The sequence below is a fragment of the Actinomadura sp. CNU-125 genome, from assembly GCF_001942465.1.
Taxonomy (GTDB): Bacteria; Actinomycetota; Actinomycetes; order Streptosporangiales; family Streptosporangiaceae; genus Spirillospora.
On the sequence record NZ_MKJY01000222.1, the window covers coordinates 47,146 to 72,087 of the forward strand.

A 24,942-nucleotide genomic window follows, 5' to 3' on the forward strand; every position below is an offset into this window, starting at 1 on the left:
CGCCCGTCTCGTCCGGCCCGTCCGGGGTGATCTCCGCCACTCGACGGCCGCGCCCGGCCGCGCTCGTCCGGCCCAAGACACGGCTCTGACCTGCGACTTCGCATGTTCTTGTTGGAATCCGATACGGGTTCCGTTAGTGTCCTGCGCTGATGTCGGCCCGCCCGCAGAACGGGCCGCCCGCCGCGTCCGAGGCCCGTTCACCGGCCCGGACGGCCGGGTTTCCGAATTCGGGAGCGCCCGGGGTCGTGTTCCCGGAGGCGCCGCACCGTCAGGGTGATTCCGCAGACCGCGTGGACCGTTCCGCGAGCGTCGCGGACGGCCGCCCCGGCAGGCGACGAGGAGAGGAGTTCGCATGAAGTCCGCGCGGCCCGTGACCCGCATCCTCGGCCGGACGGCGACGGTCGCCGCGGCGCTCGCCGTCGTCTCGATCGCCCCGCACGTCGCCGCGTCCGGACGGAACGCGGTGGTGCTCGCCGACCCGGGGCCGTCCACGGGACCGTCCACCGGGCCGTCCACGGGGGACCTGACCTCCGAGGCGTTCCGGCTGGCCGACGAATTCGAGCGGCTCACCGAGAAGTACAACGGCCTCCGCGTGAATCTGGAGCGGTCGGAGAAGGCCGCCGAGGTCTCGAAGGCGGACGCCGACCGTCAGCGCGCGGCGTTCGAGGCGCTGCGCGACCGGATCGGACGCCTCGCCGCCACCCGATACATGCAGGGCGGCAGCGACCCGACCGTCACGTTCGTCGCTTCCCAGGACCCGCAGGCCGTCCTCGACCGGGCGGCGACCCTCAACTACTTCGCCAAGCAGGAGAGCACGAAGGTCGTCCAGTACATGCGGGCGATGCAGTCCGCTGAGCGCGCGCGAAAAGCGGCGGAGCAGCGTGCAGAGCAGGTGACCGCGCTGGAGAAGAAAGTCGAGGCGCAACGCAAAAAGGTCACCGCGGAGTACGAAAAGATCCGCGGCAAGGTCATCAAGCAGGCCCCCGAGAAACTCGCCGAGCTTCCGGTGGTCGGCACCGGTAAGGCGGCGCGCGCGCTGCAGTACGCGATGAGCAAGCTGGGACGTCCGTACGTGTGGGGCGCGGCCGGTCCCAGCACGTTCGACTGCTCGGGCCTGACGATGTGGGCCTACGGGCAGGTCGGCGTCAACCTGCCGCACTACACCGGCAGCCAGTTCGGCTCGGGCGTGCACGTGTCCAGGAACGAACTGCAGCCCGGAGACCTCGTTTTCTTCCACTCCGACCTGCACCACATGGGCATGTACATCGGCGACGGCAAGATGATCCACGCGCCGCACACCGGCGACGTCGTCCGGATCGCGCCCATGGCGGGACGGCCGTTCGCGGGCGGGGTGCGCGTCGCGTGACCGGCTCGGACGGCCATTCGGAACATGCGGAACATTCGCGGGATGCGGGGCGCGCGAAGAACGGCCGCGGCCTGAACGAGGGCATGGCCGATCAGGGGAACGGCGGCGTGCGCCACGGATGCCGTGAACAACGTCCGCGGCGGCGCCTCCCGCAGGGACCTACCTATCGGGACGCCGGCGCGCCGCAGCGGGGTCGGACGGAGTTCGCGTCGGTTGAGCATGCCGCCTGGTCTTGCCGGTGACGCCCGTCTTCCCCGGACGGACGCCGTCGTGAGCACCGCTAGATGAGCTGCCTGCGGGCCGCCCACACCACGGCCTCGATAGGGGTCCCGACCTCCAGCCGGTCGCAGATGGTGCGCAACCGGCGGCGCAGGGTCCGCGCGCTCAGTTCCAGCTTGCGTGCCGCCACATCGGCGGTGACACCGGTCGCGATCTGGGCCAGCAGTCGGATCTCCTCCTCGTTCAGCCCGAAGTCGTCGGTGGCACGACGTGCGAGTGTGGCCTGTTCCACTCCGTCCTCCCTCGTCCCTGGTGATGACCGCGGGGATGCAGCCGTCCGCTGCACGGGCACGGGTCGTCGGCCGTGTACGCGCGTCGGGTTGCCGGGTCCGGAGCCCTCCGGACTAGATCATCAGGTTCCCTTGCTGTCTCACGAGCTTGGCCGGAGGTGGCCGAAAGGCCGATTGCGGGGATGCGCGGGGGAACTCCGGGTGACGATTCAGTCGTTGGCCATCCGGACGACACGGGCTTTGGTCGCCAGCCATCCGCGCCCGTCCCTTCCTCGGAGCCGCCGTGATCCCGCCGCAGGCGAAGATCATGAATCGTTTCAAGCTACGCTTCGGCTCGGAACGCTAGGCGGCCGGATCCGGCCCGTCAAGCGCTGGTCAAATGCCTTGTGTGCTCGTATGGTCGCCATGTGTGACGGGCCGTTCGAGCCCGCGCTATAGAGAATGCCGCTACCTGGGAGAACGTCGCCGGGGGCGGATGAGGAGCGAGTTGCCACAGACCAGTATTCGTGAGGTGGCGAAGCGAGCCGGGGTCTCAGTTGGGACCGTTTCGAATGTCCTAAACCGGCCAGACCTCGTGGCCGAAGCCACCCGTGACCGTGTACGCGCGGCGATCGACGAGCTCGGCTTCGTCCGCAACGAGTCGGCCCGCCGGCTGCGCCAGGGCCCGCGCCCGGCCGCCCGGCCCGGTGCGGCGACCGCCGTGGACGGGTCCGGGGACGGCTCGGGGGACGGCTCCGGGGACGGCTCCGCCGGTGATCCCGCCCGCCGGGCGTCCCCCACCGGACGCCGCGAGAACCGCCTGGCGTTCGGCGTCATCGTCGAGGACCTGACGAACCCGTACGCGAGCGACGTCGCGCGCGGCGCCGAGCTCGCGCTCAACGAGGCCGGGCACGACGCCCTGTGGATCTCCAGCGACCACTCGTCGGTGAAGGAGCGCCGCTCCCTGGACCTGCTGGAGGAGCACCGGGTCGCGGGCGCGCTCATCATCCCGGTCGGGCTCGGCCCCCGCCGCATCGCCGAACTGCGCGCCGCCGGGCTCAGCGTCGTCCTGATCGACCGGGACGTCACGGACGCGTGCACCGCGCGCGTCGACCACGTCGCGGGCGGCGAGATCGCGGCCGCGCACCTGCTCGGCGCCGGCTGCACCCGGGTGACGTTCGTGACCGGACGGCCCGAGCCCGACCCGTGCGTCCACCGCCGGGACGGCGCGTCCCGCACGCTCGTCGAGGCCGGGCTCGACGAGCCGCCAGTGCTGGTGCAGGAGGCGCTGAGCATCACCGAGGGACGGGCCGCGGCGCAGCGGATCCTCGCCATGTCGCCGCGCCCGGACGGCGTGTTCTGCGCCAACGACCTGCTCGCGATCGGCCTGATCAACGAGCTGACGCGGCTGGGCGTCCGGGTGCCCGCCGACATCGCGGTCATCGGCTACGACGACATCGAGCTCGCCGCCAGCGCGGCCGTCCCGATCACCACGATCCGGCAGCCGCGCCGGGAACTCGGCTGGGAGGCCGCCGAACTGGCGCTCGCCGAGATCCGCGAGGGCTCCTCGCACCAGCACCGGCAGGTCGTCCTGCGGCCCGAGCTCGTCGTCCGCGACTCCGCCTGAGGACGGGCGCCCGAAGCGACGCCGCCCCGGCCGGGGCGGCGTCGGCTCTCCCGGCTACTCCGGCTTGACCAGCGGGAACAAGATCGTCTCGCGGATGCCCTTGCCGGTGAAGGCCATGATCATCCGGTCGATGCCGGCGCCCATCCCGCCGGTCGGCGGCATCGCGTACTCGAGCGCCCGCAGGAAGTCCTCGTCCAGCTGCATGGCCTCGGGGTCACCGCCCGCGGCGAGCAGCGACTGCTCGGTGAGCCTGCGGCGCTGCTCGATCGGGTCGACCAGCTCCGAGTAGGCGGTGCCGAGTTCCGTGCCGAACCCGATGAGGTCCCACTTCTCGGTGAGCAGCGGCTCCTCGCGGTGCTGGCGGGTCAGCGGCGAGGTCTCCAGCGGGAAGTCCATGACGAACGTCGGCTGGACGAGCGTGTGCTCGATCAGCTCCTCGAAGATCTCCTGGACGAGCTTGCCCTGCCCCCACTTGGGGTCCCAGCTCACGCCCCGCGCGTCCGCGAGCTGCGGACGGCCTCGATGGGCGTGTGCGGGGTGATCTCCTCGCCGAGCGCCTCCGACACCGACCCGTACAGGGTGATCCGCGGCCACTCGGCGACGCCGAGGTCGATCTCCCGCCCGTCGTGGACGACGACCGTGGTGTCCAGCGCCGCGACGACCGCTTTCTGGTACATCCGCTGGGTCAGGTCGGCCATGTCGTTGTAGTCGAGATACGTCCCGTACGCCTCGAGCATCGTGAACTCGGGGTTGTGGGTGGAATCCGCGCCTTCGTTCCGGAAGTTCCGGTTGATCTCGAAGACCTTCTCGATCCCGCCGACGACGAGCCGCTTCAGGTACAGCTCGATCGCGATCCGCAGGTAGAGGTCCATGTCGTAGGCGTTGATGTGCGTGCTGAACGGACGCGCCGTCGCCCCGCCGTGGACCGGCTGCAGCATCGGCGTCTCGACCTCTAGGTAGCCCTCGTCGTGCCAGAAGTCGCGGACGGCGCGCACGGTCGCGCTGCGGATCCGCGCCATCCGGCGGGCCTCGTCGTTGACGATCAGGTCGACGTACCGCTGCCGCACCCGCGCCTCGGGATCGGTCAGGCCCGCGTGCTTGTCCGGCAGCGGGCGCAGGCACTTGGACGTGATCGCGAACCGGTCCGCCATGATCGACAGCTCGCCGCGCCGGGACGTGATCACCTCGCCCTCGACGCCGATGTGGTCGCCGAGGTCGACCTCGCGCTTCCAGAAGTCGAGCTGCTCCTGCCCGACGTTCGCCAGCGACAGCATCACCTGGATCTCGCCGCCGCCGTCGCGGATCGTGGCGAAGCACAGCTTGCCGCCGTTGCGGACGAGCATGACGCGCCCGGTGACGCCGACCCGCTCCCCCGTCTCGGTGCCCGGCTCCAGGACCGGGTGTTTCTCGCGGACCTCGGTGATGGTCGCCGTGCGCGGGAAGGTCACCGGATAGGGGTCGATCCCGCTTTCGCGCAGCCGGTCGAGCTTCTCCCGGCGAACGCGCATCTGCTCCGGAAGGTCATCGAGGGTCTCGTCACTCACGCCTCAAGGCTATCGATCCCGCTCAGTGCCCCGCGAACCGCTTGACCGGACTCGTCCGGAACCGGGCGCCCCGCCCGGGGACGTCCGAGGAGCGCGGGGCCCACGTCGCGGGCCAGCGCGGCGGCCAGGGACCGGAACGCCCGCACCGGCCCGCTCGGGTCGCCGCGGCGCGTCGCGAGGACGCTGCTGTCCCACGGCGCGTCCACGATCGGGACGTACCGGACACCGGGCCACGGGTAGAAGCGGGCGAACGACTCCAGCGCCGAACCGACGCCGCGTCCGGCGGCGACGCTGAGCAGCACGTCCTGCGGGTTGCGGACAAGGTCGGGACCGCGCCGCCCGCGCTCGCCGTTCACCGCCCGGGTGAAGTACAGGTAGTCGGCGAAGACGGCCGGCGTCACGTCCGGTATCCGGGCGATCGGCAGGTCGAGGACGTCCGCGAGACGCAGCGCCGCCGCGTCCCCGAACGGCCCGTCGGCCGGCACGCACACGATGCGCGACTCGGCCGTCAGGACGTCGACGGCGACGCGCTCGTCGTCCGGCGCGGGCCGCACGAACGCGACGTCCACACGGTTCTCGACGAGCGCGGAGACGTGTTCGGTGAAGTCGAGCGGCCCGATCGTGACGCGGACGTCCGGACGGGCGCGGCGGAACGCCCGCACGATCGTGGGCGTCAGCTCCGCGGACCCGTGCCCCATCACCCCGACGCGCAACACCGGCTCGACGGAGTCCGCCGCGACGTCCGCGACCGCCGCGACCGCCGCGTTCGCGGCGGCGAGCGCGGCCCGGGCGTGCGGCACGAACCGTTCCCCGGCCTCGGTCAGCCGCAGCGGGGAACGTTCCAGCAACCGGACGCCGAGGTCGCGTTCGAGTCGCTGCACGTGCGCGGTCACGGCGGGCGGCGACAGGAACAACCGCGCGGCCGCACGCGCGAACCGTCCTTCCTCCACCACCGCGAGGAACGACGCCAGTTCACGCAGTTCCATACCGGTCACGTTAATCGCCCGGAACGCGAACGTGGAGACCAGGCGACACGCATCACACGAACCCCGACGAATCCGACGCCAGCGCCAACGGCAACGGCAGGGTGGCGGGGTCAGTCGGCCCCCCATTCGCGGCGGCCAGCGGGCTTCGGCGAGGGCGACCGCGACGTTGAACGGGCCGACGCGCCAGACCTGGGGGATGTAGGCGTAGCCGCGGTAGTCGCTGGCGAAGGACGCTAGGGCGTCAGCAGCACCGGCCGTTTGCGGCTCGGCCGGAGGCGGACGAGCGCGCCGCGACGGGCACGGCCGGCATCCGGCCTCGCCCCACCCGCCACGCCGGCTCCAGCGGCGGCGGTCGCGGCGCTTGAGCTTCGAGTCAAGGGCGGCCGTCCGCAGGGGTTCGCGAAACGTGAAGGGGGGCGGCGGCGCGCCCGTCCTCCCCATAGACAGAGATCATGGACAAGTCGGGCGCGTCCCCCGGGCGCTGGCTCCCCGTGGCGCTGATCATGTTCGGGGTGGGCTGGGGCGCCAACCAGTTCGCCTCGCTGCTCGGCCTCTACACCGAGCGGCTGCACCTCGGCGGCGGCGCCGCACAGGCCATGTTCGGCGTGTACGCGCTCGGGCTCGTGCCCGGTCTCGCGCTCGGCGGCCCGGCGTCCGACCGGTTCGGGCGCCGCCGTGTCGCGCTGCCGTCCGCGTGCGCGTCCGCGCCGGTCACGCTCGTCCTGATGGCCGGTTCGGCGGTCCCGGAGCTGCTGTACGCGGGACGGCTGCTCGCGGGCGTCGTGACGGGCGCGGTCCTCGCGGCGGGCACCGCGTGGGTCAAGGAGCTGGCGCCGGGGCCGGGCGTGCGGGCCACCGCGCTGGCGGTCTCGGCCGGGTTCGGCGCCGGTCCGCTGGCGGCGGCGCTGGTGGCGCAGTGGGCGCCGTTCCCGCTGGTCACCGCCTACCTGCCGCATCTGGTGATCATGGCGTTGACGGTGCCCGCGGCGATGCGGGTCCCGGACGTGCGGGACGTGCGGGACGTGCGGCGCGCGCCGGGCGGCGGGCGCGGGGCCGCAGGCGGCCTGCGGCTCGACGGGTTCCGGCGGCCCGAGTTCCGCAGGGCGATCGCGCCGGTGGCGATCTGGACGTTCGCCGCCCCGACGAGCGCGTTCGCGCTGCTGCCGACGATCGTCCCGGTGCAGCACGCGCCGATCGTCCACTCGCGGGATCACGCGCGTCACCCTCGGGTCGGGGATGGCGGCGCAGCCGATCGCGCGGCGGCTGGAGGCGCGGCATCCGCGGCTGGTCGCGCGGGCCGGGCTGGCCGCGGTGACGGCCGGGATGCTGGCCGCCGCGCTGACGGTCGTGCTGCGCGAGCCCGCGCTGAACGCGGCCGCGGCCGTCCCGCTGGGCCTCGGCTACGGGTTCGTGCTGACCTACAGCCTGGGCGAGACCGCCCGCATCGCCGCGCCGGACGAGCTGGCGGGCCTCACGGCCGTCGCGTACGCGGTGATCTACGCGGGGATGTTCACGCCGCTGCTGCTGACCGTTCTGGCCGAGGTCGTCCCGATGGCACTGCTCCTGACCGTCCTGTCCGGGCTCGCCGCACTATGCCTGCTGCGCGCGACGCGTCAGGCGGTGTTGCGCTCGTAGATCAGCCGGAGCCCGATGAGGGTGAGCCACGGCTCGAACACGTCGATGCTGCGGGACTCCTCCAGGACGAGCGGCGCGAGCCCGCCCGTCGCGATGACCGTGACCTCGTCGGGGTCGGCGGCGAGTTCGTCGGCCATCCGCTCGACGATCCCGTCGACCTGGCCGGCGAACCCGAAGATGATCCCGGACTGCAGCGCCTCGACGGTGTTCTTGGCGATCACGTTGCGCGGCCGCACCAGTTCGATCTTGTGGAGCTGCGCGCCGCGCGACGACAGCGCGTCGATCGAGATCTCGATGCCGGGGGCGATCGCGCCGCCCACGTACTCGCCCTTGGCGGAGACGGCGTCGAACGTGGTCGCGGTGCCGAAGTCGACGACGATCGCGGGACCGCCGTGGGTGTGCACGGCGGCGAGCGCGTTCACCACCCGGTCGGCGCCGACCTCCTTGGGGTTGTCCATCCGGACCGGCACCCCGGTCTTGACGCCCGGCTCGACGATCACCGCCTGGACGTCGCCGTAGTAACGGCGACACATCTCCCGCATCTCGTGCAGAACGGACGGGACGGTCGAGCACAGGGCGATACCGCTGATGTCGGTCTCGGCGAGCAGCGGGCTCTGCTGCACCAGGCCCTGCAGCACCACCGCGATCTCGTCGGCGGTGCGCCGCGGATCGGTGTTGATCCGCCAGTGCTCGATCACCTCCTCGCCCTCGAACAGGCCGAGAACGGTCTGGGTGTTACCGACGTCGATGGTGAGCAGCATCCGGTCCCCGCTGGTCAGGTAAAGTCAAGGCCGATGTCGAACACGCGCGCCGAGTGCGTCAGCGCGCCGACGGCAAGGTAGTCCACTCCGGTCACGGCGACGTCTCGGGCCCGCTCCAGGGTAAGGCCACCGCTCGCTTCCAGTTCCGCCCGCCCCGCCACAAGACGGACGGCTTCCGACATTTCGGCGTCCGACATGTTGTCGAGCAGGATCGCGCGCGCGCCCGCGGCAAGTGCCTCCTCCACCTGTGCGAGGGTGTCGCACTCCACCTGGACGTGCAACGCCGGGTACACGTCCCGGACGGACCGGAAGGCGCGGGTGACCGATCCGGCCGCGGCGACGTGGTTGTCCTTGATGAGCGCGGCGTCGTGCAGGCCCATCCGGTGGTTGACGCCGCCGCCGCACCGCACCGCGTATTTCTGCAGGGCACGCAGGCCGGGCAGCGTCTTGCGGGTGTCGCGGACCCGCGCCTTGGTGCCGTCGATCGCGTCCGCCCACCGCCGCGTCGCGGTCGCGATTCCGGACAGGTGCGTGACCAGGTTCAGCGCCGTCCGCTCGGCGCGCAGCACCGCCCGCGTCGGCCCGCTCACCGACATGATCACCTGGCCGGGGACGACCCGGTCGCCGTCGGCCGCCGTCGCCTCGTGCGCCACGCCGAGGAGGTCGAACACGACCGCGGCGACCGGGACGCCCGCGACGACGCCCTCCTCGCGGGCGGTGAAGTTCCCGGCCGCGGCGTCGTCCGGTGCGAAGATCGGCTCGCTGGTGACGTCGGCCTCGCCGTCCTCGGCCAGCGCCGTCCGCACCAGGTTTTCCACAGCCTGTGGATCGAGCCCGGCGGCGCGCAGCGCCGTCTCCGTTTCGGGTGTCATTCGTCCGTCCCCTTCGCTGGTTCGTAGGTGGTGACCAGTTCGATGCGATCATGCCCCCCGGCCGTCCGGACGAGCCGGGTGACCAGGTGGCCGCCCCAGCGGGCGTCGGAACGTTCCGGGAAGTCCTCGCGCCAGTGGCTTCCGCGGGTCTCCTCGCGGTGCCGGGCGGCGGCGACGATCGCGGACGCGACCGTGTGCAGGTTCGTGGCCTCCCACGCGTCCACGCCCGGGGTCGGGGACGCGCCGGGCAGTGCGGCCAGCTCGCGGGCGGCGGCCGCCAGGCCGTCCGCGCCGCGCAGGACGCCCGCGTGCCCGGTCATGATCCGCTGGACGTCCGCCCGCCGCGCCGGGTCGAGCAGGACACCTGCGCCCCCGCCCGGCTCGGGCGGCGTCGGCGCGGCGTCGGCGGGGTCGGCCCCCGCGGGGACGCCCGCCAGGTCGCCTGGGAGGGCGTCGGCGATCCGCGCGGCGAACACGAGCCCCTCCAGCAGTGAGTTGGACGCGAGCCGGTTCGCGCCGTGCACGCCCGTGCAGGCGACCTCGCCGCACGCGTACAGGCCGGGGACGGACGTGCGCCCCGCCAGGTCGGTGCGGACGCCGCCGCTCGCGTAGTGCGCGGCGGGCACGACCGGGATCGGCTCGGTGACCGGATCGATTCCGTGGTGCCTGCACGCCGCGAGGATCGTCGGGAACCGCGCCTCCCACATCGCGGCGCCGAAATGCCGCCCGTCCAGGAGCATGCAGGACGCGCCGGTCTCCCGCATCCGGTTCGTGATCCCCTTGGCGACGACGTCGCGCGGCGCGAGTTCGGCCAGTTCGTGTCGTCCGACCATGAACCGTTCGCCCGCGTGGTCGATCAGGTGGGCCCCTTCGCCGCGCACGGCCTCCGAGATGAGGGGCTGCTGCCCGCGCGCGCCCTCCCCGAGCCAAAGAACCGTGGGGTGGAACTGGACGAACTCCAGATCGGTGACCTCGGCTCCTGCACGCAACGCGAGTGCTACGCCATCACCCGTAGAAACTTCGGGATTGGTCGTAGCGGAGAACACCTGCCCCAACCCCCCGGTCGCGAGCACGACGGCGCGCGCGCGGACGGCACCCACACCCGCGGGCTGGCCCTCCCCCATCACGTGCAGCGTGACCCCGGTGGCGCGCCCGTCCGCGTCCTTGAGCAGATCGAGGACCAGCGCGTGCTCGATCACCTCGACACCGGAGTCCTTGAGCGCGGCGAGCAGCGCCCGGCTGATCTCCGCGCCCGTCGCGTCGCACCGCGTGCGGCGATGCGGCGCCGCCGGTGCCCGCCCTCCCGGGTCAGCGCGATGTCGCCGCCGTCGGCCCGGTCGAACGCCGCACCGAGGTCGATGAGCGCGCGGACGGCGTCCGGCCCCTCGTCGACCAGGGTGCGGACGGCGTCCTCGTCGCACAGCCCGACCCCGGCGACGAGCGTGTCGGTCAGGTGCTCGCCCGGGGTGTCGTCGGGGGCGAGGGCGGCGGCGATCCCGCCCTGCGCCCAGCGCGTGGACCCGGCGTCCAGCAGCGCCTTCGTGACGAGCAGCACGCGCCCGTGCGCGCGGCAGCGGAGCGCGGCGACGAGACCGGCGATACCGGAGCCGATGACGACGACGTCGGTGCGGGCGGTCCAGCCGGGATCGGGGGCGGTCAGCGCGGAAGGGATCATGAGCCCTCCTCCGGGGTTCGGTTCTCGTCATTGTGACACTAACCCCGAAGCGGACTATTCCCGACCCATGCCGTTCGCCCGCGATCGCAGTGGCGCAGCAGTACGGGCGAGGGTGCGTGGCCGGGGAAACAACGATCAGGGCCCGGCCACGCGTGCGAACTCAGCGCTGCACGAGGTCCCCGCGGACGTCGTCCCCGCCGGGGACCGGCTCGGCCGGGTCGCTGCCCAGCGAGATGATCCTGTTCGACCGGTCGACGTGCACCACCTGCGGGACGAACTCGCGCGCCTCGGCATCGCTGAGCTGCGCGTAGCTGATGATGATCACCAGGTCGCCGGGCTGCACCAGGCGCGCCGCGGCCCCGTTGATCCCGATCACGCCGGAGCCGCGCTCGCCCGCGATCAGGTACGTCTCCAGCCGGGCCCCGTTGTCGATGTCGACGATGTGGACCTGCTCACCTGGCAGCAGATCGGCGGCGTCCATCAGGTCCTGGTCGATGGTCAGCGACCCCACGTAGTGCAGGTCCGCCTGAGTCACCGTGGCGCGGTGGATCTTCGACTTGAACATCGTCCGGAACATCAGCGCTCCTTACCGAGCTGGAGGGGAAGGTTGTCGATCAGGTGGGTGGCGCCGACGCGGCCCGCGACGGCGAGCACGGCCGGCCCGGCATGGTCGGCGTCGACCTCGGTGAACGTCGCAGGGTCGACGAGCACGAGGTAGTCCAGGTCCAGCGGCGGCTCGGCGGACACGGCCGCGGCCAGCTCCGCGCGGGCCGCACCGAGCACCGCGTCCGGCCCGTCCCCCGCCGCGGCGGCGTCCGTGCCCGCCCGCAACGCCCGCGACAGCGCGAGCGCGGTGCGGCGCTCGTCCGGCGACAGGTAGCGGTTCCGGCTCGACAGCGCCAGCCCGTCCGGCTCCCGGACGGTCGGCGCGCCGACGATCTCGACGGGCACGTTCAGGTCCGCGACCATCCGGCGGATCAGGGCGAGCTGCTGTGCGTCCTTCTCCCCGAAAACGGCCACATCGGGACGTACCAGGTTCAACAACTTCAGGACGACCGTGAGCATTCCATCGAAGTGGCCGGGACGGGCGGCGCCCTCGACCACGGCCCCCATCGGCCCCGACTTCAACGTCACCTGCGGCTCCGCCGGATACATCACGTCGCGGGTCGGGGCGAACACCACGTCCACGCCCGCGCGCGCGCACGCCGCGACGTCGTCCTCGAACGTGCGCGGATACCGGTCGAAGTCCTCACCGGGCGCGAACTGCAGCGGGTTCACGAAGATGCTGACGGCCACACCGTCCGCACATGCGCGCGCCTGCCGCATCAGGGACAAGTGCCCTTCGTGCAGCGCCCCCATGGTCGGGACGAGCGCCAACGTGCCCGGCACGCCCTTCCGGGCGGCGGCCAGTTCCTCCCGCGTCCTCACGATGACGGGCGTCACGACGCTCCCCTCGACTCACTCCGGTCTGCTGCCATGGGTCCGTGCTCGTCCAAGGCGGTCAGTCCGCCAGGGCCTCGAGGAGCCGCTCGGCGTCCTCCGGCTTGAGCATCCCGGCGCCGAGCGCCCGGTCGGCGGTGAGGCGGGCCAGCGCGATGTAGGCGCGGCGGCTCTCCGGCGACACCTTGCCGAGCTCGGCGACGTGATCGACGACCGTTCCGGCGTCGCCGCGCGCGACCGGCCCGGTCAACCCGTCGATGCCGAGCCGCAGCGCGTTGTCGAGCGCGGCGCCCAGCAGCGGTCCGAGCATCGCGCCCGGCTCGTCCACCCCGGCCGTCCGCAGCAGATCCATCGACTCGACGACCAGCGTGACCAGGTGGTTCGCGCCACCGGCGAGCGCCGCGTGGTACAGCGGCCGCCGCTCCTCGGGGATCCACACCGGCTCCCCGGCCATCTCGACGACGAGCGCCTCGGCGACCGGCCGCAGCGGCTCCGGCGCCGTGACGCCGAACGAGATCCCGGCGAGCCGGTCCACGTCGTCCGGACGCCCGGTGAACGTCATCACCGGGTGCAGCGCCAGCGGCAGCGCCCCCGCCCGGGTCAGCGGGTCCAGCACGGCGGTCCCGAACCGGCCGCTGGTGTGCACGACCAGCTTGCCCGCGACCTGGACGCCCGCCGCGACGAACCCCGCGGCCAGATCGGGCAACTGGTCGTCGGGAACGGTCAGCAGCACCAGGTCGGCGGCGGCCACCGCTTCCTGCGGGTCGGTGAGGGCGGCGCCGGGCAGCCGTGCGGCCGCCCGCTCCCGCGACCGCGCCGACACCGCCGTCGCGGCGACGACCCGGTGCCCGGCCAGTTCGAGCGCCGAACCGAGCGCCGAACCGACACGGCCCGCGCCCACGACCCCGACCGTGAGCCGGGCGGGACGATCTTCCGGAGCGGGCTGCTCGTTTCCGGGCGCGGCAGAAGGCATGGCGTGCGAATCCATCGTTCGTTCCAGTCCTCAAAACGTAGGTACCGGACGTGCGGGCCCCAGAGTACCCACGAACTCCAGCCACGTCCGCCGCCGGGTCATGCTTGCTTCGCGTCCCTCTCGACCTCAGGCCCAGGGACCTTCTTTCACCGAACGCCACAACACAATCGCCACTGCGTCCGCTTGCGGCGCCCCGGTCTCAAACCACTGAGCGACCATCCTCCAACAACCACACCCACGACCGCCGCCATGCCCGAGGCCACCGACATGCCCGCACCACCGCCATGCCCGAGGCCACCGACATGCCCGGGGCCACTGGCATGCCCGGGGCCACTGGCATGCCCGGGGCCACTGGCATGCGCGTGACCGGGGCACGACACCGGCGGGACGGCGACGGGCCGCGCGCCCGGGAATGTCCGGGGTGCGCGGCCGTCGTGCGGCCCCGGCCGGTGCGGCGACCGATCGGCGGGGCCGCACCGGCCGGGGGCGGGGTCGGCTTACTCCGTGGAGAGCGACTCGACGATGGACGCCTTCGCCGCGCGCCGGGCGGGCATGACGGCGGCCAGCACCCCGGCCACCGCGGCGAGGACGATGAACGCCGCCACCTGTCCGTACGGGAGCGCGAACACCGAGCTTTCGCCCATCGCCTCCGTCGCCGCCCAGCCGAACGCGACGCCGAGGACGACCCCGGTCAGCGCGCCGATCACCGCCATCACCAGTGCCTCGATCGAGAGCATCCGGCGCAGTTGCCGCTTGGTGATCCCGAGGGCGCGCAGCAGCGCCGACTCGCGGGTGCGCTCGACCACCGACAGCGTCAGCGTGTTCGCGATGCCGAACAGCGCGATGATGATCGCCAGCCCGAGCAGCCCGCCGAAGATCATCAGCATGGTGTTCACGGAGTCGCTCAAGGTGTCCTTGAACTCCGCGACGGACATGACGCGGACCGTCGGGTACGGCTTGGCGGCGTCCTCGATCGCCTTGCGGGCGGTGTTCGCGTCCACCCCGTCGGCCATCTCGATCATGAGCGTCGAGGAGTCGCGGACGTTGAAGTAGCGGTCGAAGTCGGCCTCGGGGACGAGCACTCCGCCGAGCGCGGGCGTGTCGTGCACCCCGACGATCTTCACCTGCGCGGTGCCGCGCTTCGAGGTGATCTCCGTGGTGTCGCCGACGGCCAGACCGTGGTTCTCCACGTAGAACTTGTCCACCAGCGCGGTGCCCGGCCCCAGGTCTGCCAGCGACCCCTGCGTGATCACCGGCTTCAGCACGGCCCCGAGGGCCGACGCGGTCACCGTCGAGACCGTCGACTCGTCGCCGCCGACCGCCGCCTCCGCGTCCCGCATCTCGATGACGTGGGAGAACTCCGGACGCTGCCGCAGCGTCCCGGCCAGCGCGTGCGGGACCCGCTGGTCCTCGCCGCCGAACTGGGTGTTGACCTGGAACTCGACCGGGAACTGCTCGTCGATCTGCGCGACCGACGTCGCCTTCCCGCTCGCCGCGATGACCGCGAACAGGCTCATCAGCCCGACGCCGACCGTCAGGGCGATCGTCGTCGTCGCCGTCCGGCGCGGGGAGCGCCGCGCGTTCGCCACCGCCAGTCGGCCCGGGACCCCGGCGACCCGCGCCGGGACCGCCCCCGCGAATCGGCCGAGCGGCCGCACCAGCGCCGGCATCGCCGCGATCACCCCGCAGAAGAACAGGGAGCCGCCCCCCGCGACCATGTACATCGCGGTCTCGCCCTTCTCCATCACGAGCGAGGCGTAGCCGCCGACGGCCAGGCCCAGCGCGCAGAACAGGACGGCGAACAGCGTCCGGACGACGCCCAGGCGGAACCGGCCGCTGCCCGGCTCCAGTTCCGCGCGCAGCGCCGTCACCGGTGAGACGCGGGTGGCGGCGCGGGCCGGCAGCAGCGCGGACACCACGGTCACCACGACGCCGACCGCGAGCCCGAAGACGATCGTCCGGACGGCCAGCGTCGGCGCGGCCACCGGGATGGCGTCGTTGAACCGGTGCACCAGCGCCAGCAGTCCCCAGCCGAGGCCGAGCCCGGCGGCCAGCCCCAGCAGCGACCCGACGAACCCCACGACGACCGACTCGGTCACCACGCTGCCGAACACCTGCCGGCGGGTCGCGCCGACGCAGCGCAGCAGCGCCATCTCCCGCATCCGCTGCGCGATCAGGATCGAGAACGTGTTGTAGATGACGAGGGCGGAGACCAGCATCGCGACCATGCCGAACAGCAGCAGCCCCGTCCGGATGATCTCGGTGTCGGCGCCCGCCGCCTCGGCGAGCCTCGCGCCCAGTTCCTCGCCGGTGAGCACCTCGTGCGAGCCGCCGACGGCCGTGGCGATCGCGGCCTCGTCGCCGCCGAGCACGTTCAGTTCCTGATAGGTCTTCTCGCCCGTCATCCGCAGCGCCGTCGCGGTGTCGAACCCGACGGCGCCCCGGTAACTGGCCTCCTGGTCGATGCCGAAGTCGACCAGGCCGACGACGGTGAACCGGTGCGGCCGGTTTCCCGCGTCCAGGACCGTCGCGGCCTCGCCGACCTCGAAGCCCTCCCGTTCGGCCAGGTCCGTGTGGATCACGACCTCGCCGCCGCCGCGCGGAGCGCGCCCCTCGTCGACCCCGTACCGCAGCAGCTCCTCGGACGGCACCGACAGCCCGACCGTCGGCATGTCGCCGATCGCCTTGCCGTCCTCGCCGACCAGGGCGGCGTCGCCCCGCACCAGCCCGGCGGCCTTCGTGACCCCGGGAACGGCCTGCACCTTCTCGAGGACGTCCTGCGGAATGCCGCTCTCGCCGTCGGCGCCTTCGCCCTCGGCGCCCTCCCCCGGTAGTACCGCGACGTCGATCTTCCCCGCGGACTTCGCGAACGTCTGGCCGAACGCCTTGTCGACCGTGTCGGTCAGAACGAACGTCCCGGCGATGAACCCGACCCCGAGAGTGATCGCGACGGCCGTCAGCACGAGCCGCAGCTTGTGGGCCCGCAGGCCCGCCAGCGTCGTCTTCAGCATCAGGCCCCCAGGCTCTTCAGCCGGTCCAGCACCGTCTCCGGCGTCGGCTCCGCGATCTCGCTCACGATCTCGCCGTCGCGCAGGAACACCACCCGGTCGGCGTACGAGGCCGCCACCGGGTCGTGGGTGACCATGACGATCGTCTGCCCCATCTCCCGGACGGACGAGCGCAGGAACTCCAGCACCTCGGCGCCCGCACGGGAGTCGAGGTTGCCGGTGGGCTCGTCGGCGAAGATGACCTCGGGACGGGCGACGAGTGCGCGCGCGCACGCCACGCGCTGCTGCTGGCCGCCGGACAGTTCGTTCGGGCGGTGCCCGAGCCGGTCTCGCAGGCCGACGACATCGACGACCTGGTCGAACCACTGGCGGTCCGGTTTGCGGCCCGCGAGGTCCATCGGGAGCAGGATGTTCTGCTCGGCGGTGAGCGTGGGCAGCAGGTTGAACGCCTGGAAGACGAACCCGACCCGCTCGCGCCGCAGCATCGTCAGCTGCCGGTCGTTGAGCCGGGTGATCTCCGCGTCCCCGAGGGTGATCCGCCCGCCGCTCACCGTGTCGAGCCCGGCGAGGCAGTGCATCAGCGTCGACTTCCCGGACCCCGAGGGACCCATGATCGCGGTGAACGCGCCGCGGGCGAACCCGACGCTGACGCCGCGCAGCGCGTGCACGGCCGCGTCACCGGAGCCGTACACCTTCGACACCTCCGCGGCGACGACGGCCGGCGGCACGGCTGCGGCGGGAGACCCTCCGGTGGGGCCGGTGAACGTGCTGGTCACGGTGACTCCTTCATGGGCGGTTACGACCACTGACCACGCTAGGAATCCGCGGCCGCCGTGCCATCGCCCTCACGGCCACGCTCCGCATCGGCATTGAGGCTGTCTCGGGCCGCCGTGTACGACCTGAGTCGTACGTCTTGATCAGCCCTCCCGCCGACCCCCGGGAAACCCTCCGGAGAAACCCCTGGAAGATCCAGGGAAAGGCGAACGCCGGAGGCCCCCGCGGGACCCCCGGCGTTCGGTGCCGTACGGATCAGTCGAATTCGACCTCGGAGCCGCCCTCGCACTGGGCCGCCGCGATGCCGACGACCGCGACGGCGTTGCCGCAGACGTTGACCGATACCGAGATCGGCGCGATGACCTGGTTGCCGCCCAGGATGCTGAAGTTGCCGCTCGTCTCGTTGCCCGAGAACGGGCCGCCGTCGTGCCCGCCGCCCGCGTAGGCGGCGGGTGCGGCGGCGAGGGCCGAGGCGGTGACGGCGAAGCCGAGAACGCCGGTGGCGGCGAGCTTCTTGATCACGAGAGTCCTCCCGTACGTGGGCTTTGTGGGCCCGAGCTGACGTTGCCCGACGCCGCCCCGGGAGGACGGCGTCGCATACGGTAGTTACTCAGCTACTTTCGGGTATGCCAATCGAAGCCGCCCCGATGAAGGCAAAAAGTCATCATGGGGTGATCTAGTCGTTACAGTCAGTTACCATTTTGACCGCTTTTCACCAGACCTGTCTCATAGGCGAAGACCACCGCCTGAACTCGATCCCGCAACTGAAGCTTGGTCAGAATCCGCCCCATATGCGTTTTTACCGTCGCCTCCGACACATAGAGGCGGTCGGCGATCTCCGCGTTCGACATCCCCCGCGCGACCAGCCGCAGCACCTCCCCCTCCCGCTCGGTCAGGCTCTCCAGCGCCCCGCTCACGGCCCGCCCCGCGTCGGGCAGGTGCACCGCGAACCGGTCCAGCAGCCGCTTCGTCGTGCTCGGCGCCACCACCGCGTCTCCCGAGTGCACCGCCTTGATCGCCTCGATCAGATGCGCCGGCCCCGCGTCCTTGAGCAGGAACCCGCCCGCCCCCGCCTTGATCGCCGCGAACGCGTACTCGTCCAGATCGAACGTGGTCAGGATGACGACCTTCGGCTTCTCCCCGGCCGCCACGATCCGGCGGGTCGCCTCGATCCCGTCCATCCGCGGCATCCGGACGTCCATCAGCACCACGTCCGCTCGCGTGGCGCGCAGCAACTCCAGCACCTGGAGGCCGTCACCGGCCTCCCCCACCACCTCGATGTCCGGCTGGGCGTCCAGGACCATCGCGAACCCCGCCCGCACCAGTTCCTGATCGTCCACCAGAACGACCCTGATCGCCCCGCTCTCCGCATCCATCCCGAAAACTCCCCTCTATTCCGTTAGTACCGCTCATCCAATGTTCTGCGTGTTCGCGATGCGGCGGGGCGTCCAGAACACGTCGGAATGGTCGCGATATGCGACGTCATTCATCATCACCGGTAGGAATGCGGGCAAGCACCTCGAAACCACCGCCCGGCCGGGGCGCGGCCCGCACCGTGCCGCCATACACCGCCGCGCGCTCCCGCATCCCCATCAGGCCGTGGCCGCGCCCGTCGTCGGACGCCGCGGCCCCGCGACCATCGTCGTCCACCCGGACCTCGACGGAGTCCCGTCCGTAATCGAGCCGCACCATCGCCGACACCCGCGGCCCGCCGTGCTTGAGCGTATTGGTCAGCGCCTCCTGGACGATCCGGAAGACCGTGAGCTGACGGCCCTGCGAAAGGTCCGGCGGCGTGCCCGCCACCTCGAACGTCACCGGCAGGCCCGACGCGCGGACCTGACCCACCAGGTCGTCGAGTTCCGCCACCCCCGGCTGCGGCGCGTACGCCCCCGCGTCGTCGTCCTCCCGCAGGACGCCCAGCAGCCGCCGCATCTCGCCCAGCGCGTACCGTCCGGTCGTGGAGATCGCCTCCAGCGCCTGCCGGGCCCGGGCCACATCGTGCTCGATCGCGTAGGACGCGCCGTCCGCCTGGACCACGATCACGCTGACGTTGTGCGCCACGACGTCGTGCAGCTCGCGCGCGATGCCCGCCCGCTCCGCGGCCATCGCCACCTTCACCTCGGCGTCGCGCTCCCGCTCCAGCCGTTCCGCCCGCTCCTCCAGCGAGCGCAGGTACGCGCGGCGCGTCCGCATGTGCAGCCCCAGCAGCCAGACCCCCGCGATGATCACCGTCAGCATCGTGAACGAGTACCGGCGATCCCCCGTCCCGCCCGTGTATCGGAACGTCGCCATCACCGCGCCGACCTCCGCGACCAGCGCCGCGGCGACGCCCCACCGCAGCGTGAACCCGGCCGTCACCGTGTACAACCCCATGAAGACCGCGAAATTCGCGGGCACCGGCATGCCCCCCAGCGCGCACTGCACGCCCGAGATCAACGCGACCACGGCGAAGACCGCCCGCGGGTAGGTCCGCCGCAGCACCAGCGGCAGCAGCAGCGCGGCCGTCAGCACTATGTACAAGACCATGGACATGCCGTACGCGCCGCTGAGGAACCCCGGCAACGAGAACAGTACGAGGGGCGCCGCGAGGAACGCGTCGACCAGCGGCGTCTTACCCCGAAGCCACTCCCACATCCTCCCGACCATGCGGACAGGCTATGTACCGCCAGGTCAGCATCGGATCAGCCGGAAGTCTGACGGTGCTCCGCCGCGAGGATGGTCCGGGAGAGGGCCGCTCACGGTAACGTCGCCCCCGTGGAGGCATTGGTCACCGAGTGGCTGCCCTGGCGCACCGCGATGGAGCGCGCGCTGTACGGGGAGCAGGGGTTCTACCGGCGCGGCGAGCGCCCCGCCGAGCACTTCCGGACCTCGGTGCACGCGTCACCTCGTTTCGCCGCCGCCATCGCCCGGCTCCTCACCGACGTGGACTCGGCACTCGATCACCCCTCCCGCCTCGACCTGGTGGACGTCGGCGCCGGGTCCGGCGCCCTCCTCACGAACGTCCTGACCTGTATCTCCTCCGATCTGCGCGCCCGCCTCGCCCCCACCGCCGTGGAGATCGCGCCCCGCCCGCCCGGCCTCCCCGCCGACATGACCTGGCGTCCCGACATCCCCCGCTCCTTCACCGGCCTCGCCATAGCCAACGAGTGGCTCGACAACATCCCCCTCGACGTGGTCGAACAGACCCCCGACGGTGTCCGGACGATGCTCGTCGACCCCGCCAGCGGCGCCGAACGCCCCGGCCCGGAACCGTCCGCCGACGACCGCGCCTGGCTCGACCGCTGGTGGCCGCTCACCGAGGCCGGCGACCGCGCCGAGGTCGGCCGCCCCCGCTGCGCGGCCTGGGGCGCCGTCCTGCGCCGCCTGGACCGCGGCCTCGCGATCGCCGTCGACTACGCCCACTCCCGGGGCTCCCGCCCCCCGTACGGCACCCTGGCCGGCTACCGCGACGGCTCGACGGTCCCCGCCGTCCCCGACGCTCCTGCGACGTCACCGCGCACGTCGCCCTGGACGCCTGCGCCGTCGAGGGCGAACGCGCGGGCGCCACCGCGACCGTCCTCACCACCCAGCGCGCCGCCCTGCGCGCCCTCGGCCTCACCGGTGCCCGCCCCCCGCTGGACCTCGCCCACCGCGATCCCCGCGCCTACGTCGCCGCCCTCTGCCACGCGGGCGAGGACGCCGAACTCACCGATCCGCACGGCCTCGGCGGCTTCGGCTGGCTGACACAGACCAAGCACATCCCCCTCCCCGACCTCCTAACGACCCCGCCCCGCTAAGCCCCACCCGGGACACCTCGAATCGCCATTCCAAGGCGACCGCCCCAGCGCGCCACCCCTCTCCAACCCGGCCCCCAGCAGATCACCACAACGACGCACGCGCTCTCCTGCGGACACCACGGCACCTTCCCGGGCCCCGTACGCCCCTACGCGCACGCGCACGCACTTCGCATGGCACCGTCTCCCACACACGCCCGCAGGCTTCCGCGCACTTCGCGCACGCTTCAGGGCCCGCATTCGGGCGCCGATGCGACGACGCCGTTACCGGCTCTCGGTTGACCGCAGCTGTGCGGTGTCCTTGACGGATGCGTACAGAGGTGTCCTGACCAGGGCATTTGACCTCAACTTCAGTTGAGCTGGTGGGCTGTTCGCCGTCTGCCTCGGGACGACAGAAAGCGAAAAGCCATGGCGAACAGCACCGACAGCACGACGACCGATCCCCCTCCTCCGCCGCCGGTTCCGGCGGATCGGCCGTCCCGGCTGACGCTTCCGGTAATCCTGGTCGGTGTCGTCCTTGTGGCGATGTCCATCTCGGGCACGGCGGTGGCGCTGCCGAGCATCGGTCGTGATCTCGACGCCTCCGGATCCCCCTTGAACTGGGTCGTCGCCGGTTACAACCTGACCTTCGCGGCCATGACGCTCATCGCGGGCTCGACGGCCGACCGGATCGGCCGCCGCCGGGTCTTCGTCCTCTCCTCACTGGTCTTCACCGCCGGATTCCTCGGGACGGCGCTGAGCCCGACGATCGTCGTCACCGACATCGCCCGTGTCGTCTCCGGCGCGGGCGGCGCCGGGATCATGGCGGCCGGCGGCGCCATCCTCGCCGCCGGTTACGACGGCGCGGCCCGCAATCGCGCCTTCGCCCTGATGGGCACCATGGCCGGTGTCGGCATCGCCATCGGCCCGACCCTGTCGGGGCTGCTGATCAGCGCCACCGGGTGGCGGGAGGGCTTCGCGGTCTTCGCCGGAGTCGGCCTGCTGGTCGCCTCGGGCGGAACCCGTGCCCGTGAGTCCCGCGCGACCGGCGTCGGCCGAACCGATTGGGCGGGCAGCGTCCTGTTCGTCGCGGCACTGACGCTCCTGATGTTCGCGTTGCTTGAAGCACCCGCGCTCGGCTGGGCGCATCCGGTCGTCCTGTTCACCGGCATCGCGGGCCTGGCGGTGCTGGTCGTCTTCGGCGTCGTCCAGCGGCGCAGCGCCGCCCCGGTGCTCGCGCCGGCCCTCCTCGCCGACCGCGGTTTCATGGGGTGGAGCCTGGCGACTCTGACCACCTCCATCGGTTTCCTGGGTGTTCTGGTCTTCCTGCCCACCTACCTGCAGTCGGCGGCAGATCTGTCCCCCGCGGCGGCGGGGATGGCGATGCTGCTGCTGACCGCTCCCGTGCTGTTCATGCCGATGGCCGCCGTCGCCCTCGTGAACAAGGGCGTCCCGGCCCGCCCGCTGATCCTCGTCGCGCTGCTGCTGGTCGTGGCCGGGAACCTGTGGCTGATGACCCTCGGCGCCGACGACGCCGTGAGAACCGTCGCGGCGCCCTCGTGCTGATCGGGCCATCGGCATGGGAGCGTCCTTCGGCATCACCGACGGCCAGGCCATGGCGCTGGTCCGGGCCGATGCCGTCGGCATGGCCGCCGGTTTCCTCAACACGCTGCGGGGAGCGGCGGAGGCTCTCGTGATCGCCGCGTACAGCGCGTCCCTCGTCGGTCTCCTCTCGGCCAGGCTCGACGGCACGTCCCGCGCCGCCGAGGTCGCCGCCGGACGTCTCACCGCCGGTGCGGAAGCCGCCGAGTTGAACGCCTTCACCTGGTCGTGGCAGATGACCCAGCTGGGCGTCGGCCTGCTCTGTCTCCTCCTGTCGATCGTCGTGGCCGTGCTGATCTACGGCCGCACCGCGGCGCTGCGCCGCACCACCTGACCATCGGCGTCCGAATCGGCAAGGAATGATCCGTGCGTGCCAGTCCAGACGACCAGCTCACGATCGGCGAGGTCATTCGCCGAACCGGGGTGCCCGCCTCCGCTCTGCACTTCTACGAAAGCAAAGGACTGATCTTCAGTGAGCGCAGCAGCGGCAACCAGCGCATCTTCTCCCGGCACATGCTCCGTCGCATCTCTCTGATCATCGTGGCCAAGCGCCTCCATATTCCGCTGTCGGACGTCGCCGAGGTCTTCGCCGGGCTGCCCACCGATCGTGCTCCCACCCACAAGGACTGGCAGCGGGTCTCCCGGCGGTGGAAGAGACAGCTGGAGGAACGCCGCCGCGTCATCGAAGGTCTCGAACACGAACTCACCGGGTGCATCGGCTGCGGCTGCCTGTCGATGAAGGCGTGTCTCCTCCTCAATCCCGACGACGCCCTCGGCGGCCGAGGCCCCGGCCCGGTGCGGCTCCAGCAGAACCAAGCCCCCATGCACCGGCGGCCTCGCGGCCCGTCCGCCTCGTGAACCGAAACACGATGCATGGATCCCATGAAGGTACGGACGGAACAGACATGCCCGGGCGCCGGTGGTTTCGCGCACGGGCGCCGGTTGTCCCGCGTACGGGCGCCGGTTGTCCCGCACGAGCGCTGGTGGTTCCGCACGGACGCCCATGGTTCCGCACGAGCGCCGGTGGCACCACGCGGCGCCACGTGGCCCGACGTGGCCCGACGTGGCCCGACGTGGCCCGCGGGTTCGCGGGTTCGCGGGTTCGCGGGTTCGCGGGTTCGCGGCGGCGTCCGATTCAGGCCGCGTTCGCCGGTTCGCGGAGGGGGCCTCGTGGCGGCTCAGCATTCGACGTGGAGGGCCTCCAAGCCGCGCAGGACGAAGCCGGGCTTCCACTTGGGCTCGGCGGTCAGTCGCATTCCCGGTGCGGTTCTCAGCAGGGCGCCGAAGGACTCCGCCATTTCGATGCGGCCGAGCGGTGCGCCCAGGCAGTAGTGGATGCCGAGCCCGAACGTGATGTGCGGGTTCGGGTCTCTGCTCAGGTCGAGACGGTTCGGGTCGGTGAACACCGCGGGATCACGGTTGGCGGACGCGAACAGCAGTGCGACCTCGGCGCCGCGCGGGATGTCGGTTCCGGCAACGGTGATGTCCTCCAGCACCCAGCGTTCGAACATCGGCGCCGGGGTGTCGTAGCGCAGCAGCTCCTCGACGGCCGTCGGGACGAGCGAGGGATCCGCGCGGAGCCGTTCGAGCTCGTCCGGGTTGCGGAACAACGACCACCATCCGTTGCCGGTGGCGTTCACCGTGGCCTCGTGCCCGGCGTTGAGCAGCAGGACGCACGTGCCGATCAGTTCGTCCTCGGTGAGCCGGTCGCCATCGTCGACCACCTGTGCGAGCGCGCTGATCAGGTCGTCGCGCGGCTCGTCGCGGCGGGAGCGAGCCAGGCCGCGCAGGTAGTCGGAGAACTCGACGGCGGCACGGACGGCCGTCCGCTGGGTCTCCTCCGACGGGTTCAGTTCGTACATCCCGCAGATGTCGGCCGACCAGGGCCGCAGCAGGGGCCGGTCTTCGGTAGGGACGCCGAGCATTTCGGCGATGACGTTCACCGGGAGCGGTTCGGCGACCTCCGCGAGCAGGTCGCCGCCGCCTCTGGCCGCGAGCCCCTCGGCCAGTTCCCCGGCCAGCCGTCCGATGGTCGGGCGCAGCCCCTCGACCATCCGTGCGGTGAACGCCTTGGACACCAGCCGCCGCAGCCGGGTGTGCGTGGGCGGTTCGACGTCCAGCATTCCGGCCCGGACGAGATTCCAGAACGGTTCGAGGAACTCGGCCTCCGGTTCTCTGCCGAACTCCGCGTGGCTCGCCACGTGCAGATACGAGCGTCCGAGCCGACGGTCGCGCAGGAGCGCATCGACGTCCTCGTATCTGCTGATCACCCACTGTTCCGTCGGCTCGTGGAAGAACACCGGCCGTTCTTCCCGGAGCCGTTCGAACACCGGGTAGGGGTCCGCCACGAAATCGGGCGACCAGGGATCGTAGGACTTCACGCTCATCCTCGAACGATATGCCCGTTCCGTTCCTGCGGGCGCCGCGTGTTCGGGCTGC

Annotated in this window: 21 protein-coding genes and 3 pseudogenes; 8 read left to right on the plus strand and 16 right to left on the minus strand. The window is 71.9% G+C overall.

Features of this window, described 5'->3' with window-relative positions; genetic code table 11:
* The first annotated feature begins 352 nt into the window (after positions 1–352).
* Positions 353–1,366, plus strand: a complete 1,014-nt coding sequence (locus BJF79_RS24550) for an NlpC/P60 family protein (protein WP_083733810.1) — start codon at positions 353–355, stop codon at positions 1,364–1,366.
* 280 nt (positions 1,367–1,646) lie between these two features.
* Here the strand turns inward: BJF79_RS24550 and BJF79_RS24555 are convergent, their stop codons facing one another.
* Complete coding sequence (locus BJF79_RS24555) at positions 1,647–1,877, minus strand: LuxR family transcriptional regulator (protein ID WP_083733811.1); 231 nt, start codon at positions 1,875–1,877, stop codon at positions 1,647–1,649.
* A gap of 473 nt (positions 1,878–2,350) precedes the next feature.
* Here BJF79_RS24555 and BJF79_RS24560 point away from each other — a divergent pair, with 473 nt between their 5' ends.
* Complete coding sequence (locus BJF79_RS24560; RefSeq protein WP_075900802.1) at positions 2,351–3,481, plus strand: LacI family DNA-binding transcriptional regulator; 1,131 nt, start codon at positions 2,351–2,353, stop codon at positions 3,479–3,481.
* 54 nt (positions 3,482–3,535) lie between these two features.
* Here BJF79_RS24560 and lysX read toward each other — a convergent pair.
* Both lysX and BJF79_RS24570 read right to left on the minus strand, forming a co-directional pair.
* Positions 3,536–4,989 (minus strand): annotated as a pseudogene (lysX, locus tag BJF79_RS24565) (bifunctional lysylphosphatidylglycerol synthetase/lysine--tRNA ligase LysX).
* Between the two features lie 32 nt (positions 4,990–5,021).
* Complete coding sequence (locus BJF79_RS24570) at positions 5,022–6,011, minus strand: LysR family transcriptional regulator (RefSeq protein ID WP_075900804.1); 990 nt, start codon at positions 6,009–6,011, stop codon at positions 5,022–5,024.
* 503 nt (positions 6,012–6,514) lie between these two features.
* On the opposite strand from BJF79_RS24570, the pseudogene BJF79_RS67220 reads away from it, so the two are divergent.
* Both BJF79_RS67220 and BJF79_RS51435 read left to right on the plus strand, forming a co-directional pair.
* Positions 6,515–7,132: pseudogene (locus BJF79_RS67220) on the plus strand (MFS transporter); the annotation flags it as partial.
* A gap of 115 nt (positions 7,133–7,247) precedes the next feature.
* On the plus strand, positions 7,248–7,646 hold the full coding sequence (locus BJF79_RS51435; protein WP_083733817.1) for a hypothetical protein: 399 nt from the start codon (positions 7,248–7,250) through the stop codon (positions 7,644–7,646).
* On the opposite strand, the gene BJF79_RS24580 is transcribed toward BJF79_RS51435, so the two are convergent.
* The 12 genes and pseudogenes from BJF79_RS24580 to BJF79_RS24630 all read right to left on the minus strand — a co-directional run bounded on the left by BJF79_RS24580 (position 7,625) and on the right by BJF79_RS24630 (position 19,783).
* Positions 7,625–8,407: a type III pantothenate kinase gene (locus BJF79_RS24580; protein ID WP_075900806.1), complete on the minus strand. Its 783-nt coding sequence runs from the start codon at positions 8,405–8,407 to the stop codon at positions 7,625–7,627. The genes BJF79_RS51435 and BJF79_RS24580 overlap by 22 nt on opposite strands.
* Before the next feature lie 14 nt (positions 8,408–8,421).
* Entirely contained in the window at positions 8,422–9,279 is an 858-nt protein-coding gene (gene nadC, locus BJF79_RS24585) for a carboxylating nicotinate-nucleotide diphosphorylase (RefSeq protein WP_075900808.1), read from the minus strand.
* A complete protein-coding gene (locus BJF79_RS61395) occupies positions 9,276–9,599 on the minus strand; it encodes a hypothetical protein (RefSeq protein ID WP_262402540.1) in 324 nt (107 codons plus the stop codon). Before BJF79_RS61395 ends, nadC begins: the two co-directional genes overlap by 4 nt.
* 228 nt (positions 9,600–9,827) lie before the next feature.
* Positions 9,828–10,954, minus strand: a pseudogene (locus BJF79_RS67225) (FAD-dependent oxidoreductase); the annotation flags it as partial.
* Between the two features lie 160 nt (positions 10,955–11,114).
* Positions 11,115–11,531, minus strand: a complete 417-nt coding sequence (gene panD / locus BJF79_RS24595) for an aspartate 1-decarboxylase (RefSeq protein ID WP_075900811.1) — start codon at positions 11,529–11,531, stop codon at positions 11,115–11,117.
* Complete coding sequence (gene panC, locus BJF79_RS24600; RefSeq protein ID WP_075900813.1) at positions 11,531–12,397, minus strand: pantoate--beta-alanine ligase; 867 nt, start codon at positions 12,395–12,397, stop codon at positions 11,531–11,533. Before panC ends, panD begins: the two co-directional genes overlap by 1 nt.
* Before the next feature lie 58 nt (positions 12,398–12,455).
* Positions 12,456–13,367, minus strand: coding sequence for a Rossmann-like and DUF2520 domain-containing protein (locus BJF79_RS24605; protein ID WP_262402515.1), 912 nt, complete (start codon positions 13,365–13,367; stop codon positions 12,456–12,458).
* 497 nt (positions 13,368–13,864) lie between these two features.
* Positions 13,865–16,378: an ABC transporter permease gene (locus BJF79_RS24610; RefSeq protein WP_075900817.1), complete on the minus strand. Its 2,514-nt coding sequence runs from the start codon at positions 16,376–16,378 to the stop codon at positions 13,865–13,867.
* Positions 16,378–17,151: an ABC transporter ATP-binding protein gene (locus BJF79_RS24615; RefSeq protein ID WP_187357052.1), complete on the minus strand. Its 774-nt coding sequence runs from the start codon at positions 17,149–17,151 to the stop codon at positions 16,378–16,380. Before BJF79_RS24615 ends, BJF79_RS24610 begins: the two co-directional genes overlap by 1 nt.
* Positions 17,152–17,404: 253 nt before the next feature.
* Complete coding sequence (locus BJF79_RS24620; RefSeq protein ID WP_075900819.1) at positions 17,405–17,671, minus strand: chaplin family protein; 267 nt, start codon at positions 17,669–17,671, stop codon at positions 17,405–17,407.
* 167 nt (positions 17,672–17,838) lie between these two features.
* Positions 17,839–18,525, minus strand: coding sequence for a response regulator (locus BJF79_RS24625; RefSeq protein ID WP_075900821.1), 687 nt, complete (start codon positions 18,523–18,525; stop codon positions 17,839–17,841).
* Between the two features lie 106 nt (positions 18,526–18,631).
* Positions 18,632–19,783 carry a sensor histidine kinase gene (locus tag BJF79_RS24630; RefSeq protein ID WP_262402516.1) on the minus strand — a complete coding sequence of 384 codons (1,152 nt, stop codon included), beginning with the start codon at positions 19,781–19,783 and terminating at the stop codon, positions 18,632–18,634.
* 120 nt (positions 19,784–19,903) lie between these two features.
* On the opposite strand from BJF79_RS24630, the gene BJF79_RS24635 reads away from it, so the two are divergent.
* The 4 genes from BJF79_RS24635 to soxR all read left to right on the plus strand — a co-directional run bounded on the left by BJF79_RS24635 (position 19,904) and on the right by soxR (position 23,361).
* Complete coding sequence (locus BJF79_RS24635; protein WP_262402517.1) at positions 19,904–20,872, plus strand: SAM-dependent methyltransferase; 969 nt, start codon at positions 19,904–19,906, stop codon at positions 20,870–20,872.
* 458 nt (positions 20,873–21,330) lie between these two features.
* Positions 21,331–22,467 carry an MFS transporter gene (locus tag BJF79_RS24640; RefSeq protein ID WP_083733819.1) on the plus strand — a complete coding sequence of 379 codons (1,137 nt, stop codon included), beginning with the start codon at positions 21,331–21,333 and terminating at the stop codon, positions 22,465–22,467.
* Positions 22,468–22,480: 13 nt separating this feature from the next.
* On the plus strand, positions 22,481–22,837 hold the full coding sequence (locus tag BJF79_RS51440; protein WP_083733821.1) for a hypothetical protein: 357 nt from the start codon (positions 22,481–22,483) through the stop codon (positions 22,835–22,837).
* A gap of 32 nt (positions 22,838–22,869) precedes the next feature.
* Positions 22,870–23,361 carry a redox-sensitive transcriptional activator SoxR gene (soxR, locus tag BJF79_RS24645; RefSeq protein ID WP_075900825.1) on the plus strand — a complete coding sequence of 164 codons (492 nt, stop codon included), beginning with the start codon at positions 22,870–22,872 and terminating at the stop codon, positions 23,359–23,361.
* 320 nt (positions 23,362–23,681) lie between these two features.
* Here soxR and BJF79_RS24650 read toward each other — a convergent pair whose 3' ends face one another.
* Positions 23,682–24,884, minus strand: coding sequence for a cytochrome P450 (locus BJF79_RS24650; protein WP_262402518.1), 1,203 nt, complete (start codon positions 24,882–24,884; stop codon positions 23,682–23,684).
* Between the last annotated feature and the right edge of the window lie 58 nt (positions 24,885–24,942).

Excerpts from the sequence above, each read along its gene's own strand:
- BJF79_RS24550 (WP_083733810.1), top strand. The coding sequence starts at position 353 with ATGAAGTCCGCGCGGCCCGTGACCCGCATCCTCGGCCGGACGGCGACG.
- BJF79_RS24560 (WP_075900802.1), top strand. The coding sequence starts at position 2,351 with ATGAGGAGCGAGTTGCCACAGACCAGTATTCGTGAGGTGGCGAAGCGA.
- BJF79_RS24570 (WP_075900804.1), bottom strand. The coding sequence starts at position 6,011 with ATGGAACTGCGTGAACTGGCGTCGTTCCTCGCGGTGGTGGAGGAAGGA.
- BJF79_RS51435 (WP_083733817.1), top strand. The coding sequence starts at position 7,248 with ATGGCGGCGCAGCCGATCGCGCGGCGGCTGGAGGCGCGGCATCCGCGG.
- BJF79_RS24580 (WP_075900806.1), bottom strand. The coding sequence starts at position 8,407 with ATGCTGCTCACCATCGACGTCGGTAACACCCAGACCGTTCTCGGCCTG.
- nadC (WP_075900808.1), bottom strand. The coding sequence starts at position 9,279 with ATGACACCCGAAACGGAGACGGCGCTGCGCGCCGCCGGGCTCGATCCA.
- BJF79_RS61395 (WP_262402540.1), bottom strand. The coding sequence starts at position 9,599 with ATGACCGGGCACGCGGGCGTCCTGCGCGGCGCGGACGGCCTGGCGGCC.
- panD (WP_075900811.1), bottom strand. The coding sequence starts at position 11,531 with ATGTTCCGGACGATGTTCAAGTCGAAGATCCACCGCGCCACGGTGACT.
- BJF79_RS24605 (WP_262402515.1), bottom strand. The coding sequence starts at position 13,367 with ATGCCTTCTGCCGCGCCCGGAAACGAGCAGCCCGCTCCGGAAGATCGT.
- BJF79_RS24610 (WP_075900817.1), bottom strand. The coding sequence starts at position 16,378 with ATGCTGAAGACGACGCTGGCGGGCCTGCGGGCCCACAAGCTGCGGCTC.
- BJF79_RS24625 (WP_075900821.1), bottom strand. The coding sequence starts at position 18,525 with ATGGATGCGGAGAGCGGGGCGATCAGGGTCGTTCTGGTGGACGATCAG.
- BJF79_RS24630 (WP_262402516.1), bottom strand. The coding sequence starts at position 19,783 with ATGTGGGAGTGGCTTCGGGGTAAGACGCCGCTGGTCGACGCGTTCCTC.
- BJF79_RS24640 (WP_083733819.1), top strand. The coding sequence starts at position 21,331 with ATGGCGAACAGCACCGACAGCACGACGACCGATCCCCCTCCTCCGCCG.
- BJF79_RS51440 (WP_083733821.1), top strand. The coding sequence starts at position 22,481 with ATGGGAGCGTCCTTCGGCATCACCGACGGCCAGGCCATGGCGCTGGTC.